The sequence below is a fragment of the Pedobacter paludis genome (assembly GCF_003173575.1).
GTDB lineage: Bacteria > Bacteroidota > Bacteroidia > Sphingobacteriales > Sphingobacteriaceae > Pedobacter > Pedobacter paludis.
In genome coordinates, this window is record NZ_QGNY01000001.1 from 493,018 (window position 1) to 510,530 (window position 17,513).

16 protein-coding genes are annotated in these 17,513 nt (G+C 35.7%); 7 read left to right on the forward strand and 9 right to left on the reverse strand.

Going from position 1 to position 17,513, the window contains the following annotated elements:
* Positions 1–9: 9 nt before the first annotated feature.
* From DF947_RS02000 to DF947_RS02015, 4 genes are all read right to left on the reverse strand, one after another.
* Positions 10–1,395 (reverse strand): nucleoside permease, encoded by a 1,386-nt coding sequence (locus DF947_RS02000; protein WP_109928007.1) that lies wholly within the window; start codon positions 1,393–1,395, stop codon positions 10–12.
* A gap of 182 nt (positions 1,396–1,577) precedes the next feature.
* Entirely contained in the window at positions 1,578–2,192 is a 615-nt protein-coding gene (locus tag DF947_RS02005; protein WP_109928489.1) for a bifunctional nuclease family protein, read from the reverse strand.
* Between the two features lie 68 nt (positions 2,193–2,260).
* Complete coding sequence (locus DF947_RS02010) at positions 2,261–3,229, reverse strand: electron transfer flavoprotein subunit alpha/FixB family protein (protein WP_109928008.1); 969 nt, start codon at positions 3,227–3,229, stop codon at positions 2,261–2,263.
* A 75-nt stretch (positions 3,230–3,304) separates the two neighbouring features.
* Positions 3,305–4,042: an electron transfer flavoprotein subunit beta/FixA family protein gene (locus tag DF947_RS02015; protein WP_109928009.1), complete on the reverse strand. Its 738-nt coding sequence runs from the start codon at positions 4,040–4,042 to the stop codon at positions 3,305–3,307.
* 62 nt (positions 4,043–4,104) lie between these two features.
* On the opposite strand from DF947_RS02015, the gene DF947_RS02020 reads away from it, so the two are divergent.
* Positions 4,105–4,440: a tetratricopeptide repeat protein gene (locus DF947_RS02020; protein ID WP_109928010.1), complete on the forward strand. Its 336-nt coding sequence runs from the start codon at positions 4,105–4,107 to the stop codon at positions 4,438–4,440.
* Between the two features lie 34 nt (positions 4,441–4,474).
* Positions 4,475–5,692, forward strand: coding sequence for a chromate efflux transporter (chrA, locus tag DF947_RS02025; RefSeq protein WP_109928011.1), 1,218 nt, complete (start codon positions 4,475–4,477; stop codon positions 5,690–5,692).
* A 66-nt stretch (positions 5,693–5,758) separates the two neighbouring features.
* On the opposite strand, the gene dnaB is transcribed toward chrA, so the two are convergent.
* The gene (gene dnaB, locus DF947_RS02030; RefSeq protein ID WP_109928012.1) at positions 5,759–7,321 is read right to left on the reverse strand and encodes a replicative DNA helicase; all 1,563 of its coding nucleotides are present in this window, start codon (positions 7,319–7,321) and stop codon (positions 5,759–5,761) included.
* 200 nt (positions 7,322–7,521) lie between these two features.
* Here dnaB and rlmB point away from each other — a divergent pair, with 200 nt between their 5' ends.
* On the forward strand, positions 7,522–8,289 hold the full coding sequence (rlmB, locus tag DF947_RS02035) for a 23S rRNA (guanosine(2251)-2'-O)-methyltransferase RlmB (RefSeq protein WP_109928013.1): 768 nt from the start codon (positions 7,522–7,524) through the stop codon (positions 8,287–8,289).
* Positions 8,290–8,354: 65 nt separating this feature from the next.
* The gene (locus tag DF947_RS02040; RefSeq protein ID WP_109928014.1) at positions 8,355–9,104 is read left to right on the forward strand and encodes a DUF5995 family protein; all 750 of its coding nucleotides are present in this window, start codon (positions 8,355–8,357) and stop codon (positions 9,102–9,104) included.
* Here DF947_RS02040 and DF947_RS02045 read toward each other — a convergent pair.
* Together DF947_RS02045 and DF947_RS02050 are read right to left on the reverse strand one after the other, a co-directional pair.
* Positions 9,101–10,192: a mannose-1-phosphate guanylyltransferase gene (locus DF947_RS02045; protein WP_109928015.1), complete on the reverse strand. Its 1,092-nt coding sequence runs from the start codon at positions 10,190–10,192 to the stop codon at positions 9,101–9,103. The two genes, DF947_RS02040 and DF947_RS02045, sit on opposite strands and share 4 nt — an antisense overlap.
* A gap of 14 nt (positions 10,193–10,206) precedes the next feature.
* Positions 10,207–11,175 (reverse strand): KpsF/GutQ family sugar-phosphate isomerase, encoded by a 969-nt coding sequence (locus DF947_RS02050; protein WP_109928016.1) that lies wholly within the window; start codon positions 11,173–11,175, stop codon positions 10,207–10,209.
* A gap of 91 nt (positions 11,176–11,266) precedes the next feature.
* Between DF947_RS02050 and recQ the strand changes: the two genes are divergently transcribed.
* From recQ to DF947_RS02065, 3 genes are all read left to right on the forward strand, one after another.
* A complete protein-coding gene (recQ, locus tag DF947_RS02055) occupies positions 11,267–13,456 on the forward strand; it encodes a DNA helicase RecQ (protein ID WP_109928017.1) in 2,190 nt (729 codons plus the stop codon).
* A gap of 100 nt (positions 13,457–13,556) precedes the next feature.
* Positions 13,557–14,369 carry a 3-deoxy-8-phosphooctulonate synthase gene (kdsA, locus tag DF947_RS02060; RefSeq protein ID WP_109928018.1) on the forward strand — a complete coding sequence of 271 codons (813 nt, stop codon included), beginning with the start codon at positions 13,557–13,559 and terminating at the stop codon, positions 14,367–14,369.
* Positions 14,370–14,371: 2 nt separating this feature from the next.
* Complete coding sequence (locus DF947_RS02065) at positions 14,372–15,088, forward strand: YqjF family protein (RefSeq protein ID WP_109928019.1); 717 nt, start codon at positions 14,372–14,374, stop codon at positions 15,086–15,088.
* Between the two features lie 86 nt (positions 15,089–15,174).
* Here the strand turns inward: DF947_RS02065 and DF947_RS02070 are convergent, their stop codons facing one another.
* Positions 15,175–15,591 carry a DUF6526 family protein gene (locus DF947_RS02070; protein ID WP_109928020.1) on the reverse strand — a complete coding sequence of 139 codons (417 nt, stop codon included), beginning with the start codon at positions 15,589–15,591 and terminating at the stop codon, positions 15,175–15,177.
* 1 nt (position 15,592) lies between these two features.
* Positions 15,593–17,479, reverse strand: a complete 1,887-nt coding sequence (locus tag DF947_RS02075; protein ID WP_109928021.1) for an OmpA family protein — start codon at positions 17,477–17,479, stop codon at positions 15,593–15,595.
* Positions 17,480–17,513 lie beyond the last annotated feature (34 nt).

Genomic DNA, 17,513 nt, shown 5'->3' on the forward strand with positions numbered 1-17,513 from the left:
AAATTATAATTAATGACTAATGGCTTCAATAGCTTCAACTTCTGCTCTAGTATGTTTATGTTTAAATAGGAGCGCAAAGAGTATGGTTATTACTAAAGCATATACGGTAAAAGAAAGCCAGATGCTATGCCAGTCTTTCATATGAATGGTTTTATCGAATGTCCCATTGTTTAAAATGCTTACACCCTGACTTTTTACGAAATTTAACAGATGGTTGTTGGTAGGTTCTGCGCCTACAAATTCTGAAGTTGCTTGAATGGTGCTAAAAGATTTTGTGAAATATCTATCGATCATCCAACCCGAAACCAAACTACCAAATACCGCTCCGAAACCATTAGTCATCATCATAAACATACCTTGTGCAGATGACCTTGTTTTTGCTGTTGTTGAAGTTTCTACAAAAAGTGAACCTGAAATATTAAAGAAATCGAATGCCATACCATAAACTACGCAAGAAAGGATAATCATCCATAAATTTCCTGCCGGATTACCAAATGCAAAGAGTCCAAATCTGAAAACCCAGGCTAGCATAGCGATAATCATTACCTTTTTAATTCCAAAACGCTTTAAAAAGAAGGGGATAGCCAAAATAAAAAGTGTTTCTGATACTTGGGATATAGACATTATAATAGTTGAAAACTTAACTACAAAAGAATCTGCATATTTCGGAAAGTTTTTAAATTCATCTAAGAAGACATCGCCATAGGCATTTGTAAGTTGCAACGCACCACCCAAAAACATAGAAAATATAAAGAACAATGCCATTTTATAATCTGCAAAAAGCTTAAATGCTTCTAAACCTAATGTTTGCATTAAAGAAGCTTTTTCAGAAATTAATTTACTTGGCTTGCATTTAGGTAAGGTAAACGCATATAAACCAAGCAAAAGTGCTCCAGATCCTGCAATATAAAATTGATAGGCACTTGCTTTATTTCCCGTTAAATTTGTAATCCACATGGCTGCTATAAAACCAACAGTTCCCCAAACCCGAATAGGGGGGAAATCTTTAACTACATCTAAATTGCCCGATTTTAGGGTTGTGTATGAAATTGAATTACTTAATGAGATGGTTGGCATGTAAAAACACATGGCCAATAAAATTGTCCAAAAAAATGCATTAGGACTTTCTACCTGTGGCAAATAAAAGAGTACGAAGGCATACAAAATATGAAGTATGCCATACAATACTTCTGCGTTTACCCATTTATCTGCAATTATACCAGTAAGCGTTGGCATAAATAAAGATGCAAAACCCATAGTAGCGAAAATAGCTCCGAATTGTGTACCATCCCATTGTTTTGTTCCAAACCAATAATTTGCAATTGTAATTAGCCAGGCGCCCCACACAAAAAATTGCATAAAGCTCATTATGGTTAAGCGAAACTTAACATTCATCATATAGTTTTGTTTGATTTTGAAAGTAAAAGCTGAATATAGAACTATTTTAAATCATAATTCAAAAATGAACCCAAATTATTTTAAACAATTTGGGTCATTTTAAATTTTAGATTTTTTTATGCTAAAATTGGTTTAAAAATCCCTTAGAATTAGAGATTTTTGCGATAAATATCAACTTACTAAGATGTTCCTCGCTTATTAAGTTCGTCTCTAAGTCTTGCGGCTTTTTCATAAGCTTCATCTGCAATGGCTTCCTGCAATTTTTGTTGTAATTCTTCCAATGTTAAATCTCCAAAACCCTGAGATTTGGTGGATGTTGGCAAGCTATCTGCATCAGGCTCTTTTGCTATACTATCCATGTTTTCTAAAAATAGAAAATCATTTCCTTCAATAACTATTCCTGCCGAAGCCAAAATAAACTCGTATGTATAAATTAGGGCATTAAATCTTACTGCAAGTGCAATTGCATCTGATGTTCTGGCATCAATTTCATGGGTGTTTTTCCCATCGGTACAAATTAATTTAGCATAAAAGACACCATCTACAAGGTTGTAAATAATAATTTCCTGAATGCTTAAGTTAAATGTATCTGCAAGCGATTTAAATAAATCGTGTGTCAATGGCCTGCTTGGGGTCATTTTTTCAATCTCAATAGCAATGGCCTGAGCTTCGAAGGCACCAATGATAATAGGCAGGCGTCTGCGCCCATTAACTTCTCCCAATACCAGTGCATAAGCGCCAGATTGAGTTTGGCTATAAGATAATCCTACAATGTCTAACTTAACTTTTTTCATATTCTCATATGCCATGTTGAGCTTGCTGAAACATTTCTAATTATCCAGCAAGATCAGGATGACAAAAATTATGCTTTGTGTGCTTTTAATGCTTCAATCAATTTTGGAACAACTTCAAATGCATCGCCAACAATCCCATAATCGGCAACCTTAAAGAATGGTGCTTCAGGATCTTTGTTAATAACTACGATAACCTTTGATGAACTTACTCCAGCTAAATGCTGAATTGCACCAGAAATACCAATTGCAATATATAAATTGGGACTAATCGAAATTCCTGTTTGGCCTACATGTTCTGAATGTGGTCTCCAGTCTGCATCACTTACCGGTTTTGAGCAAGCTGTTGCTGCACCTAGTAAATTAGCCAATTCTTCGATCATGCCCCAGTTTTCTGGCCCTTTCAATCCTCTACCTGCTGAAACAACCAATTCGGCATCAGGTAAAGAAACCTTATCAGTTGCTCTAACAATATCTTTAATAACAGTTCCTAAATCTGATTGTTTAACATCGGCAGTAAAGTTTTCAATGGTTGCATCCGTTGCGTTCTCTTTTACACCAAATGCATTAGGGTTTAAAGCAATAACCTTATTTGCAGAAGTTAATTCTGTAATGGCAAAAGCTTTACCAGAGAATGCGGTTTTTTTGACTGCAAATTTGCCATCAGTTGTTGGCAATTCTACTGCACCATCTGCTAAACCGGCTTTAAGTTTTACTGCAATTCGCGGTGCTAAACCTTTCCCAGAGAAAGAGTTAGATAAAACAACTACATCAGCCGATTCCTTTTCAGCAGCATTGGCAATTACACTCGCATAGGCTTGATTAACAAAGGTTTTTAACTGCTCTGTACTTACATTTAAAACTTTTGATGCGCCATATTTGCCCAACTCCTTTAATTCATCTTCAGCAACGTTTCCAATGGAAATTGCTGTTAAATTAGTTGATTGTTGATCTGCAATTGCTTTGGCATAAGAAACAGCTTCGTAAACAGATTTCTTAAATTTACCTTCAGCTTGTTCTACATATACTAATACTGACATATATTTATTTCTAGATCCTTAGAAAAGGATTTGTGTAAACTATTTGAATTATTTTAATTATTCCTCTAAGTATGGTTAAATAACTTTCGCTTCGGAATGTAACAAGCTAATTAATTGCTCGGTTTGATCTGCTGGAACTAATTTTACCTGTCCACGAGGTGCTGGGGTTTCATATTTGGTAACCTTGGTCACTTCTTCTATAGAAACAGCTTCAACAACATTTAATGGTTTAGTTCTAGCACTCATAATTCCACGCATGTTCGGAATTTTTGGTTCGGCCACACCTTCAGCACAGCTTGCAACAAATTTGCCTGAAACAGTTACTACTTCCTTACCACCTTCAATTTCTCTTTCCAAGGTTGCAGAATCGCCATCTACATCCAATTTTTTAATAATCGAAATAGAAGGAATATCTAAAAACTCACCAACCATAGCGGCAACTTGATTGCCGTTGTAATCAATTGATTCGCGACCGGTTAAAATAATATTGAAATCTTTATCTTTTGCATATTCTGCAATTTGCTTTGCTACAAAATAAGCATCGCGAGGCACAGCGTTAACTCTAACTGCATCATCAGCGCCAATTGCAAGTGCTTTTCTTATTGTTGGATCGTTGCTCGCTTCTCCAACATTAATTACAGTTACCGTACCTTTACCTCCCTCAGTTAACTCTATAGCCTTCGATAATGCAATTTCATCATAAGGATTAACAATATATTGTACACCTGCAGTATTGAATTCGGTATTATCGTTAGTAAAAGTTATTTTTGTCGTTGTGTCTGGCACGTTACTGATACAAACTAATATTTTCATATGTATTATGTTTAATATATAAGGTCTTTCTGCAAATTTAATTAAAAAAGCAAGGAATTAAAATGTCATCTACCCGATTAAGTAAGTTATTGGAGTTTTTAGAAAGTGATCCCAATGATCCATTCATACTATATGCCTTAGCCACAGAGTATAACGCACAAAATGATAAAGAAAAAGCATATTCTTTTTACCTTCAATTAACTGATAAACATCCTGATTATGTTGGAACTTATTATCATTTGGGAAAATTATACGAAAAAGATGATCAGAAGGATAGCGCCATTAAGATTTATGCTAAGGGGATGGAAGTAGCTAGAAATAAAAGAGATATGCATGCATTTTCAGAATTGCAGGGTGCTTTTAACACGGCCTCTGGCTTGGATTACGAAGATGATTAACACAAACCTTAAACGGATTCTAGCATAAATATAAATGCAGGCAAAACCTATAGCATCTAAAAAACAGTGGCTCTTTATTAGAAATGTTGTTTTTTTTACTTTTACGTCCTTTGGAGGAGCTCAAGCGCATTTGGCCTTGCTCTTAAAATATTTTGTTCACAGTACCAAATTTATATCAGAAGAGGAATTGCTCGAGTTAAATGCTTTAGCTCAGGTATTACCAGGTCCGGCATCTACGCAAACCCTTGTTGGTATTGCCTGGAAAGTGGGAAAACTGAAACTTGCCATCATAACATTCTTAATTTGGATTTTGCCTACAGCAGCAATTATGACTTTTGCTGCAATTAGTTATGCACTGCTGGATCAAAAACAAAAATTCAATGATATTCTGGAGTACATTCAACCAATAGCTTTAGGTATTGTTGGCTATGGGGCCTACAAGCTCGGCACCAAAGTTTTAAAAACCCAGGTATCTGTTTTTTTGGCTGTTGGATCTGTTATAGCAACCTTTGTACTCAGAAATGCTTATGTTTTTCCAATTGCTATTTTAGTTGGTGGGATGATTTCTTCGGCAATTGAAACCCCAAGGGATGAAGCTGACCTTCGGGTAAAATTATTTTCCAATATAAATCCGCGGAAACTGATTTACTTTATTGGGGCATTATTGTTATTTGCACTCGTTGGGGCAATTATTAATCGAACATCGCCATTTAGTTTACCTATACGTTTACTGGAAAATTTTTACCGTAACGGGATCCTGGTTTTTGGTGGGGGACAGGTACTTGTTCCACTGATGTTTACAGAGTTTGTACAGATGAAGCATTACTTACAAGCATCTGGATTTCTATCAGGCTACGCACTTCAGCAGGCATTGCCCGGACCTACATTTTCTTTTACAAGTTATCTTGGTGCACTGAGCATGAAAAACTTCGGTTATGGAATGTGGGGGCAAATACTGGGCGGATTAATAGGGGTAATTGGCATTAATTTACCTGGTCTCATTTTAGTTTTATTTATTGTTCCCTTTTGGGATGATTTAAAGAAAATATCTAGAATTCGCCACAGTTTGTCTGGAATTAATGCCGTAAGCGTTGGTTTTATAATCGCTGCATTTGTTCTTCTTCTTATTCCAATGGGATTTAACTGGCTCTTTTTAGGTATAATGCTTGCCACTTTTCTTGTGCTAAATTTCACCAAAATAAGTCCTCCAATTATTGTTTTAATTGGAATTTTTATTGGTTATCTTTTCTAAATAAATACAGTCACAAAAAAAGGGAAACGTAATTACATTTCCCTTACAAGTATTTTGTTTTAAACCTTAAAATGGTGGTTCCTCATCGCTATAATCATCCATTTTTGAAGGGCGAATAATCACGTTGCTCTGTTTTTCAAAATCTTGAGATGGATACATTCCAGACGAAGGATTATCAGCAGCGAAAGATGTTGGCGCACTGAAATCTTCTTCTAAGTCAATAAACTTAACAAATTTACCAACAAATCTTAATGGCACAATCCCAGTTTCACCATTACGGTGTTTTGCGATGATAACCTCGCCAATTCCGGCTTGAGACCTACCTTGTTCATCTTCGGTAATTCCGTAATATTCAGGACGGTATAAAAACAGTACCATATCTGCATCCTGCTCAATAGATCCAGATTCACGCAAATCGGATAACATTGGTCTTTTACCCTGTAAACCAGGTCTACTCTCTACAGCACGACTTAACTGTGATAACGCTAAAACAGGTACATCTAATTCCTTTGCTACAGATTTTAAAGCTCTTGATATACTACCAATTTCCTGTTCACGGTTACCGCCACCTTTACCTTCGCCTTTACCATGCATCAACTGCAAGTAATCGACAATTACCAGTTGAATATCGTACTGAGATTTTAACCGTCTACATTTTGCCCTGAATTCGAAAATGTTTAGTGCGGGAGTATCATCAATTAGGAGTGGAGCTTCTGTTAAACGGCCAATTTTGCTGTGCAACTGTTGCCATTCCCATTCCTGTAAGTTTCCTTTCCTGATTTTTTCCTGTTCAATTTCTGCCTCCCCAGAAATCAAACGATTAACCAACTGAACAGAAGACATCTCTAAAGAGAAAACAACTGTTGGTTTTTGAAAATCGACAGTGGCGTTTCTGGCGCAGGTAAGCACGAAAGCTGTTTTACCCATTGCCGGACGAGCTGCGATAATAACTAAATCCTGTTTTTGCCAGCCTCCAGTAATTCTATCTAAACCTGTAAAACCAGTTGGTACACCGGTTAAACCATCTGTTTTGGTTCTAAGTTCTTCTAAGGTGGCTAATGACTGTTTAATAATATCATCCATTTTTTGCGTATCTCTACGCAAGTTATTTTGAGCAATATCAAACAATCCTTTTTCCGCATGATCCAATAAGTCGAATATATCCGTCGTATCTTCGTATGCATTGGTGATAATATCTGTAGAAATTCGAATCAGTTCCCGTTGAATATATTTTTGAGAAATAATACGAGCGTGGTATTCAATATTTGCTGCCGAGGCAACGCGATTGGTAAGATTGGTAATGTAATAAGCACCGCCAACCATTTCTAAAGTTCCAAGCTGTCTTAACTGAGCTGTAACCGTTAAAATATCAACAGGTTTCGATTTTTCAAACAATAAATGAATGGCCTCAAAAATCTTTTGGTGTGCTTCCTGATAAAAAATCTCAGGTTTCAAAATATCGATTACAGCAGATAAGGCATCTTTTTCAAGCATCAAAGCACCTAAAACCGCTTCCTCCAAATCTAATGCCTGGGGAGGTAATTTTCCCATAGAACTTACCGTATTGCCTAGTCTTGCTTTTCGGGATGTAATGCTATTCTTTCCGCCCTGTTCGTTATCGTTACTCATAGAACAAAAGTAGTTAAATTTTACTCCGATTGTTTTAACAAGTTCTTAGCTGTTTGTTAACAAATTGAAGTATAATCAGATTATTTTTTTTGAGATTTAGGATTACAAAGAAAATTTTAAACATTTAAATGTTGATAAGAACGAAGATAGATTAGGGGCAAAGCATTTATTTGAATACTTTTGCCTAACAATTTAGAAACATGGATAATTTTAGAAGACCGCAACGCGTAAAAGAAAATAACGAATTTGTATTTGGCATTAGAGCTGTGATAGAAGCAGTGAAAGCGGGTAGAGATATCGAAACAATTTATTTACAGCGTGGTTTGGCAGGTGAATTATTTCTAGAATTGAAGGCTCTTTTAGTGGGCACTTTAATTCCCCTAAATTCTGTACCGGTTGAGAAATTGAACCGAATGTCTCAAAAAAACCATCAAGGTGTTATAGCGGTGATTTCGCCAATTACCTATCAAAATATCGAAGACATTGTTCCCGCTATTTTTGAAAAAGGAGAGGTACCCTTAATTTTGGTTTTAGATAGTGTTACTGATGTTCGTAACATGGGGGCTATTGCAAGAACTGCCGCATGTGTGGGCGTACATGCCATTGTTGTTCCTTTAAAAAATGCAGCTCAAATTAATGCTGATGCCATAAAAACCTCGGCTGGTGCTTTGTTTAGCATTCCGATTTGCCGACATTCCAATCTCCATAAAACCTGTTTGTTTTTACAAGAAAGCGGATTGCAAATTGTAGCCTGTACAGAAAAAACCAACGATTTAATTTATGCTCCCGATTTTACTTTGCCAACTGTAATTGTTATGGGCTCAGAAGATGAGGGGATTTCCAATGAGCTTTTGCGTGTTGCAGATCGTTTGGCTAAAATTCCCATGGCCGGAAAAATCGAATCGTTAAATGTTTCTGTATCTGCCGGAGTAATTTTATATGAGGCTGTAAGACAAAGAACCATCTAATAATTCTTTAACTCAATTTCTTAACAAAAGCTATATTTATATATTTTTATTAGAAATTGAAAATTATGCTCCCTGCAAAAACCATTGCTGAAGTAATTGCTAGACTTGATGAAATCATCAATGAAAGTATAGCCAAAAAATCTCGTTTGGGTTATTTTGCATGCTTGTATCGAAAAATGACTATTGCAGTGCAAAAAGGAATTAACGATGGTATGTTCACTGATGGGGCAAGGATGGAAAAACTGGATGTCATTTTTGCCAATCGATATCTTAACGCCTATTATTGTAAATCACAAAATACCGCTACAACGTCCTCTTGGAAAATAGCGTTTGATGCTACTTCTCAGCCATATACGGTTATTCAACATCTACTTTTAGGAATGAATGCTCATATTAACCTCGATCTTGGTGTAGCTGCTGCAGAAACTTCTAAGGGTCTGGACATTCAATTAATGAAAAAAGATTTTGATCTGATAAATGATGTAATTGGAAGCTTGATTAATATTGTTCAGAAAGATTTGGAAGAAATTTGTTTGCCGATGAAGATGTTGGCCTATATAGATAACAAGAGCAAAGAATCAGTAATAAATTTTAGCATTACAACAGCTAGAAATACAGCCTGGGCTAATGCAGTTGGTCTTTCTACAGTATTACCTACCATGTACGATCCATACGTTAAAACTTTAGATTCAAAGATTGCTATTGTGGCAAATAATATAAAAAACCCTAATTTTTCTCAAAGTTTTTTGTTGAGAACAATTAGGGCGTTTGAGCCAACTGATGTTGGCGAAATTATTAAGTTTTTAAAAGATTAAATAAATTTATTGCCAAATCGAGATTTTACCTCGGCAACAAACTCCTTAACTTTTTGTTCTTCATTTCTCGGACAGATCATCAACATATTGTTGTTTTCTACTACAATATAATCGTGTAAGCCATTCAAAATCACCAGTTTATCTTTTGGCACGTTAACCATGCAATTAGATGAATCGAACATAATTACCTGTTCGGCTGGAATAACTGCGTTGCCAACATAATCTTTGTCGGCCATCTCATAAATTGATGCCCATGTACCTAAATCTGACCAGCCAAAATCTGAAGGAAGAACATATACATTGTCCGCTTTTTCCATTATTCCAAAATCAATTGAGATATTGGTACATTGAAAATAAGCATTATTGATAAAAGCTTTTTCACCACTGCCATTTAATTCTGCACGTCCAACATTAAAGATTTCGTACATATCAGGCAAGTGCTTTTCAAATGCATTTAAAATCGATTTTGCCGACCAGATAAAGATTCCGGCATTCCAGAGAAAGTCTCCACTTGATAGAAAAGATTTTGCAAGTTCAAGATTTGGCTTTTCTGTAAAAGTTTTAACCTTATGAAGGTCTGAATCTGTATTCAAAACATAATCCGTATGTTGAATATAGCCATAACCTGTATCAGGACGATTTGGTTTAATGCCCAAGGTAATTAAACAATCATTTTTTGAGGCTGCGTTGAGAGATTGTTCTATCGATTTAACAAAGCCATCCAAATCAGCAATTGTATGATCAGAGGGTGCAACTACAATAGTTGCATTGGGGTTTAGTTCATATATTTTTAAACTTCCATATGCTACACAAGGTGCAGTATTGCGCATTAATGGTTCAGCCAAAATCTGATTATCGCTTAATTGCGGAAGTTGTTCCTTAATTAAATCTGAATAAATTTCATTGGTTACGATAAAGATATTTTCAGGCGGACAGATTTCTAAAAATCTATCATAAGTACTTTGGATTAACGTTTTGCCAACTCCAAAAAAATCAATAAACTGTTTGGGGTATTCAGTTCTGCTCACTGGCCAAAAGCGACTTCCGACGCCACCGGCCATAATTAAGGCATAAAAATCTTTATTCATTATATAAGTTAAAATTACACAATTCCTTCGTTCAAAAGATCGTGCAAATGGATGATGCCAAAGTAAGTATTTTGTTCTAGAACTAACAACTGTGTAATGTTATTTTCTTTGATTAAATTAAGTGCATCTACCGCAAGTGCATCAAACTGAATACTTTTAGGGTTTTTGCCCATAATGTCTTCCGCTTTTAAATGCTCGATATTTGAATAATTTTCAAGCATTCTTCTAATATCACCGTCTGTAATTACACCAATAACTCTGTTTTCAGCATCAATAACAGCAACTGCACCCAAACGGTTTTTGCTAATTTCAATTAAAGCTTCCTTAACCGATGCTTTAGGACTAATGGAAGGTTTTTCGTTAGAAAGTGCTAAGTCTTTCGCCTTTAAATATAATTTTTTTCCCAATGATCCACCGGGATGATATTTCGCAAAATCAGATTCGTTAAATTCTCTGCATTCCAATAAGCAAACTGCAAGTGCATCGCCCATAGCCAATTGTGCTGTTGTGCTTGTGGTTGGAGCCAAATTATGTGGACAAGCTTCTTTTTCCACTGAAGTATTTAAAACCAAATCTGCCTGGTCGGCTAAAAAAGATTTAAGTTCTCCAACCATGCCAATCAATTTATTGCCAGATGTTTTTAAAAGTGGGGTGAGCACTTTAATCTCTGGCGTATTGCCACTCTTAGATAAGCATATTACAACATCGTTTTTTTGGATCATACCCAAATCTCCGTGTATGGCATCCGCTGCATGCATAAAAATTGCAGGTGTTCCGGTAGAATTAAATGTAGCTACAATTTTTTGTGCAATAATGGCGCTTTTACCTATTCCGGTTACAATTACACGACCATTACACTGTAAAATGGTTGATACCACTTTTTCAAAATCATCGTTAATATTTTTCGCAACATTTAAAATTGCGGCTGCTTCGAGCTCTAACGTGCTTACAGCGGATTGGATAATTGATTTTTTACTTTTCAAAGAGAAAAAAATTGTCTGTTAATACTTGAAATTCTTGTAAAATTATGTTATTTTGGATACAAAAATAGCATCGCATATTTTATTACACAAAATGGACGTGAAAAAGTCGTTATTTGATAACCTACAAAATTTCTTTGGGTTTGATAATTTCAAAGGTGATCAGGAGTCGATCATAACAAATATTTTAGAAGGCAACAATACTTTTGTTATAATGCCAACGGGCGGAGGGAAGTCTATATGCTATCAATTGCCTGCTTTAATAAGCGAAGGAACTGCAATAGTAATTTCGCCCTTAATTGCTTTAATGAAAAACCAGGTAGACCAGTTGCGGGCTTTTGGTGGAAATGATAGTATTGCTCATTTTCTTAATTCATCTTTAAACAAATCCGAAATTACCCAAGTTAAGTCTGATCTGTTAAGTGGTCAAACTAAGTTATTATATGTTGCGCCAGAATCTTTGGCCAAACAAGAAAACATAGAGTTTTTAAACCTCATTAAAATTTCTTTCGTCGCCGTTGATGAAGCACACTGTATCTCAGAATGGGGACATGATTTTAGGCCAGAATACAGGAAGATAAGGCAGGTTATTAGTGGCTTGGGCGATAATATTCCAATTATTGCCCTAACGGCTACAGCAACGCCAAAAGTTCAGCAGGATATTGTTAAAAATCTTGGAATGACAGAGGCAACTTTGTTTAAATCATCTTTTAACAGGCCAAACTTATTTTATGAAATCCGTCCGAAAAGAGACATTACAAAAGAAATTATCAAGTACATTAAATCCAATCCTGGTAAATCTGGAATCATCTACTGCTTAAGTCGTAAAAAGGTAGAAGAAGTTGCTGAAGCCTTAAATTTAAATGGAATTAGTGCTTTGCCGTACCACGCAGGATTAGATCCAAAAGTTAGAGCAGATACTCAAGATCGGTTTTTAATGGAAGATGCCGAAGTAATTGTTGCTACAATTGCTTTCGGAATGGGAATTGATAAACCCGATGTTCGTTTTGTAATCCACCATGATGTGCCTAAAAGCATGGAAGGTTACTATCAGGAAACGGGTAGAGCAGGTCGTGATGGTGGTGAAGGTGTTTGCATTGCTTTCTACGCACAAAAAGATGTAGATAAGCTGGCTAAATTTATGAAAGACAAACCGGTTTCCGAACGTGAGATTGGTACTCAGATATTAAAGGAGGTTATTGATTATGCAGAATCTGGCGTTTGTCGCCGGAAGCAAATTCTACACTATTTCGGCGAAAACTTTAACGAAACAGGTTGTAATTGCATGTGCGATAATTGCAAAAAACCTAAAAAACAGTTTGATGCCGAACAGCATTTATCAACTTTGTTAAAGTTTATCGAAACTTCGGGCGAAAAGTTTGATGACGTTCATTTATTAAATGTTTTCCTTGGATTAGAAACTGCACAAACCATTGCCTACGAACACAGCAAAGTACCCGAATTTGGTATTGGAAAAGAAGATGGGGAATTGATGTGGAAATCGATTGTTCGTCAGGCTGTATTAAATAATTATCTATATAAGGATATTGATAATTATGGTTTGCTAAAATTAACCAAACAGGGAAAAGATTTCATCATTAATCCTTACAGCCTTAAATTTTTGTTGAATGAACCCATTGAAAGCGGTGCAGATGATGATGAAGATGAGGTTAAACATGGCTCTGGTACACTAGATAATCAACTATTGCTGTTGCTTAAAGATCTTCGCAAGAAAATTGCTAAGCAAAAGAATGTTCCACCGTTTGTTGTTTTCCAAGATCCATCTTTAGAGGAAATGTGTACGCACTATCCAATTACAATGGAAGAGCTTCGTCAGATTTCTGGCGTTGGATCTGGAAAGGCAATGAAGTTCGGAACTCCGTTTATTGAGCTGATTAAAAAATATGTGGATGATAACGATATTGAGCGACCAATTGATTTGATTATAAAAACTCAAGCCAATAAATCGCAAATGAAAGTTTCGATCATCCAAAATATAGATAGACAAATAGGACTTGAAGATATTGCTGATTCGAAAGGAATTACTTATGAGGAAATTTTGAAAGAAGTAGAATCGATAGTAAATTCTGGTACGAAGCTTAATCTAAATTATTTTATTGATGAGGTTATTGATGATGATAGGCAGGATGAGGTGTTTGATTACTTTAGAGCCGCCGATAGTGATTCGATTGACGAAGCTTTAAATGAATTGGGTGAAACGGATTACACCCGTGAAGAAATTCAATTAATGAGAATCAAATTCATGTCAGAACTAGGAAACTAGCGTTGATGTGAGATGGTAAATGTAAAATGGATAATGGAGTTTCAAAACTTAAATTATTCTTTATCATTTGCCATCATCTATTTTACATAATACATTTTACATGCTTAATTATTTAGATAAAATAAAAAATACGGAATCGGGTAATTTCTTTCTAATGGCTGGGCCATGTGCAATTGAAGGCGAAGATATCGCCATGCGAATTGCAGAAAAAATTATTTCTATCACCGACAAACTCCAAATTCCATACATCTTTAAAGGCTCTTATCGCAAAGCAAATAGAAGTAAAGGAAGTTCTTTTACAGGAATTGGTGACGAAAAGGCCCTTAGGATTTTAGAAAGAATTGGTCGCGAGTTTAATGTGCCAACTGTGACAGATATTCACGAAAGTGGCGAAGCTGCTATGGCCGCTGCCTATGTGGATGTGTTGCAAATCCCAGCTTTCCTTTGTCGCCAAACAGATTTATTAATTGCCGCGGCAGAAACGGGAAAAGTTGTTAATGTGAAAAAGGGTCAGTTTCTTTCTGCAGGTTCAATGAAATTTGTTGTTGAAAAAGTTAAAGAAGCAGGAAATAACAAAGTAATTTTAACAGATAGAGGTAATACATTTGGCTATCAGGATTTGATTGTTGATTACAGAGGCTTACCTGAAATGCAGAGTTTTGGTGTACCTGTAGTAATGGATTGTACGCATTCTTTGCAACAACCCAATCAAGCCAGTGGTGTAACGGGCGGTAAACCCGAATTAATTTTAACCATTGCCAAAGCGGCGATTGCGGTAGGTGCTGATGGCTTGTTTATTGAAACACATCCAGATCCTGCAAATGCAAAATCTGACGGTGCAAATATGTTGCATTTGGATTTACTGGAAGAAACTTTGACAAAGTTAATACGCATCAGACAAGCAATTTTATAATCTTGGCAACTCCAAAAGTATTTCTCACTGCCGAATGGCGAAAACTTGCTCTGGCCCAATATCAAGTTGATGCAGAAATACTTTTGAAATATTTGCCACCCCACACCGAGCTCGACGACTGGAAGGGAAAGTACTATGTAAGTTTGGTAGGTTTTATGTTTATCGATGTAAAGCTTCGCGGATTAAACATACCATATCATACCACCTTTGAAGAAGTAAATCTTCGTTTTTATGTTAAATATAAAGATGGTGAAGAATGGAAACGCGGCGTTGTTTTTGTAAAGGAAATTGTACCATTGCCAGCCATAACCTTTGTAGCAAATACAATTTACAAAGAAAACTATCAAACTCTGCCAATGAAGCATATTTGGATAGAGCAAGAACATCAGATTGAAGTAAACTATCTTTGGAAAAATAAAACCTGGAATAAATTTTCTATTAAGGCTGATTCAAAAAGCAATAAAATTGAAATCGGGAGTGAAGAAGAATTTATTACCGAGCATTATTGGGGTTACACAAAAATTGGCAACAATAAAACTTCAGAATATGGAGTTGAACATCCAAGATGGGAAGTATATCCTGTCAGTGATTATGCTATTGAGGTTGATTTTGGCACAAACTATGGAAGCGATTTTTCTTTTTTAAATAACGCTCATCCAGATTCAGTAATGCTGGCTGAAGGATCAGAAATAAGCGTTATGAAAGGTAAGAAGTTTTAAATATCTCTTAGTAGAGAACTGTCAGCCTGAGTTTATCGAAGGCCTTTAAAGAAAGTGCTTCGACCGGCTTCCTGCTAATATAATGACTATATTTTATGATAATCTCCACGCCAGTTTTTAATCTCCTTTTTAATTTCATCTGGAGATAAATTATTTGAGACTGCTTTATCAACCAAACTGACAAACTCATCATCGCTGGCAAACCTAAGTGCAATAACCTGTCCCATTCTTAATTCGGTTGGCAATGCTTTATTCGTTAAAATGAAATAACGAAGTTTTTCTTCCGCTCTTACAGCTCTATCTTGAGCCTTAAGCGCAAACATTCTTGCCATCAATGCAACAAGCAAAATCAAAATAAATGCAAGTGCAATTAAGCCTGTAACAATATTTGGAATTGATATAACGGTATAAACGGCCAATCCTAAACCAATTACGGTTAATGGAATAGTGGTAAAATGAAATAATGGATAAAATCTTTTATGGTTACTATAATTTTGGGACATGCTAAATTTTCGTGATAATGAATGATGTTCTTCGGTTATTTTTTCTACCAAGTTCTGTTTTGTTATCTGCAATGGGCTTTGTTTCTCCGAAGCCTTTAAAAGTAAGTCTTTTTGAATCTATATTATTTTTGATTAAATACTCGTAAACCGCACTTGCTCTATTTAATGATAACTTTTCATTCAATTTATCATCACCTACATTATCCGTATGCCCTTGAATTTCGATATTTACCTTCTCATTTTCGTTTAAGAAATTGATTAAAATTTCCAGTTCTTTTATTGAGGCTGGCAAGAGATTGTATTTGTTGGTATCGAAAAAGATGTTTCTTAAAGTTACATTCGCACCAGCCTTTATTCTCTCAATACTTACCTCAATTTGATAAGGTTTATTTATATCGCCACTCTTCAGTTCAAAATTTTCGGAATAAAACATATAACCTTCAGCACTTACATTAAACATGTAATTGCTGCCCACAGGCATAACAGCTAAAAACTGACCGGTTTCTGCATCTGTATAATCATCAAAAACGGTTTTATTGGTTTTTAAATCCACCACCTGAACATTGCTTTCTATCGTTTTTTGACTATCCTTATCTTTAACGATTCCCTTAACGTAAGTGATTTTTAAAGGTTTAGCCTGCTCTGGGATGCCAAAACTATAAATATCCTGTCCACCAAATCCATCTTTTAAATTAGAAGAGAATAACCCCAAATTTCCATCTGCACTTACAACCAAACCACTTTCATCTTCAAATGAATTAATTGGATAACCAATATTTATAGGCTTTTGCCATTTGCCCTCATCAGTCATTCTACTATAATAAATGTCTTTATTTCCGAAACCTGGCCAACCATCCGACGAAAAGTAAAGTGTTTTACCATCTGCATGCAAGAATGGAGTATTTTCATCATACGCTGTATTTATTTCGGGCCCAAGATTTATTGCTGGTCCCCACTTTGCGTCATCGGTAATGGTACTTTTCCAAATATCGTAACCTCCAGAACCGCCAGGCCGATTGCTTATAAAATAGAGTGTTCTTCCATCAGGACTTATTGCCGGCTGCGATTCCCAGTATTCTGAATTTACTGGTGTACCAACATTATAAGGTTCCCCCCAATCCTTACCTTCGCGGTGTGAAACATAAATATCGCATCTTCCTAAACCATCAGGGCGATTGCATCCTGTAAAAAAGAGGTATTTTCCATCTGGTGAAATCGTTTGGGCACCTTCATTATATTTGGCTGTATTGATTTTACTTGAAAGTGGTTTAGCCAAATTCCATGAGTTATTTTTTAATTGAGATGTCCAAAAATCTTCGTTACCATTAATCTGCCGAGTAAAAATCAGCGTTTCACCATCTGCGGTTAATGCGGGAAAATATTCGGCATCAGTCGTATTTACATTTTGGCCTAAATTGTTTGGTGCGTATTTTACTGGTTTTTTTATGGCCTCAGAAGCAAAATCGCAGTCTAAGAGATATTTTCTTGCCTTTCTATTTTTATCGGAAGATTTGTCGACTGCTAAAAACTCCAAGAAATGCTGCTTGGCTTTAGTGTAATCTGCCGTGGCAAATTCAGATTCTGCTAATCCAAAAATAACTTCGGGCTTAACGTTTTTATTAATGGCAATTGCCTTTTGATAAGAGGATTTTGATTCAGCATATTTCTTTTGAATTCTATATACATCACCTAAAACCAAAAATGCAGTTTGAAACTGAGGATCTGCCTGGACTGCACTTTCTAAAAATTGAATGGCTTCTGTATAATTTTGCTTTTGTAGAGCGGGATTGGCTTTCTCGAAAAAGTTTTGCGCTTTTTTGTTTGGAGAATTTTGACCAAAGCAATAAATGCTTAGTACGCTAAAAAAAAGAAATAAGCGAAGTTTCATTACATTAACATTTGGTTAAAGCTAATGTAAACTA